Origin of the sequence: Streptomyces zagrosensis (assembly GCF_014203645.1) — a bacterium.
Classification (GTDB): domain Bacteria; phylum Actinomycetota; class Actinomycetes; order Streptomycetales; family Streptomycetaceae; genus Streptomyces; species Streptomyces zagrosensis.
Map to the genome: position 1 here is coordinate 1 of NZ_JACHJL010000066.1, position 1,089 is coordinate 1,089.

Below are 1,089 nucleotides of genomic sequence, written 5' to 3' on the forward strand. Positions count from 1 at the left end.
CATGAAAGACGGATTTACCTATCTCTCGGGCTACACCCTTACCCCGGGACTACCACCGCCCGGGCTGGACTACCTTCCTGCGTCACCCCATCACTCACCTAATACCACCTTGGACCGGCGGCTCCACCACTCCCCTTTGCCCGAAGGCTCCAGGACGGCTTCACGGCCTTAGCATTAATGGATTCAGCGTTGGGCGTTTCAAAGCGGGTACCGGAATATCAACCGGTTGTCCATCGACTACGCCTGTCGGCCTCGCCTTAGGTCCCGACTTACCCTGGGCAGATCAGCTTGACCCAGGAACCCTTAGTCAATCGGCGCACACGTTTCCCACGTGTGTATCGCTACTCATGCCTGCATTCTCACTCGTGAACCGTCCACAACTCGCTTACGCGGCTGCTTCACCCGGCACACGACGCTCCCCTACCCATCCCAGCAGGCGTTAGCCCTCACGCTGAAATGACACGACTTCGGCGGTACGCTTGAGCCCCGCTACATTGTCGGCGCGGAATCACTTGACCAGTGAGCTATTACGCACTCTTTCAAGGGTGGCTGCTTCTAAGCCAACCTCCTGGTTGTCTCTGCGACTCCACATCCTTTCCCACTTAGCGTACGCTTAGGGGCCTTAGTCGATGCTCTGGGCTGTTTCCCTCTCGACCATGGAGCTTATCCCCCACAGTCTCACTGCCGCGCTCTCACTTACCGGCATTCGGAGTTTGGCTAAGGTCAGTAACCCGGTAGGGCCCATCGCCTATCCAGTGCTCTACCTCCGGCAAGAAACACACGACGCTGCACCTAAATGCATTTCGGGGAGAACCAGCTATCACGGAGTTTGATTGGCCTTTCACCCCTAACCACAGGTCATCCCCCAGGTTTTCAACCCTGGTGGGTTCGGTCCTCCACACGGTCTTACCCGCGCTTCAACCTGCCCATGGCTAGATCACTCCGCTTCGGGTCTTGAGCGCGCTACTAAAACGCCCTATTCGGACTCGCTTTCGCTACGGCTTCCCCACACGGGTTAACCTCGCAACACACCGCAAACTCGCAGGCTCATTCTTCAAAAGGCACGCAGTCACGACGCACCAAGCAAAA

Annotated in this window: 1 rRNA gene; it reads right to left on the reverse strand. The window is 57.4% G+C overall.

The window, feature by feature from the left end:
* Positions 1 to 1,089 (reverse strand): 23S ribosomal RNA (locus FHS42_RS36035); the annotation flags it as partial.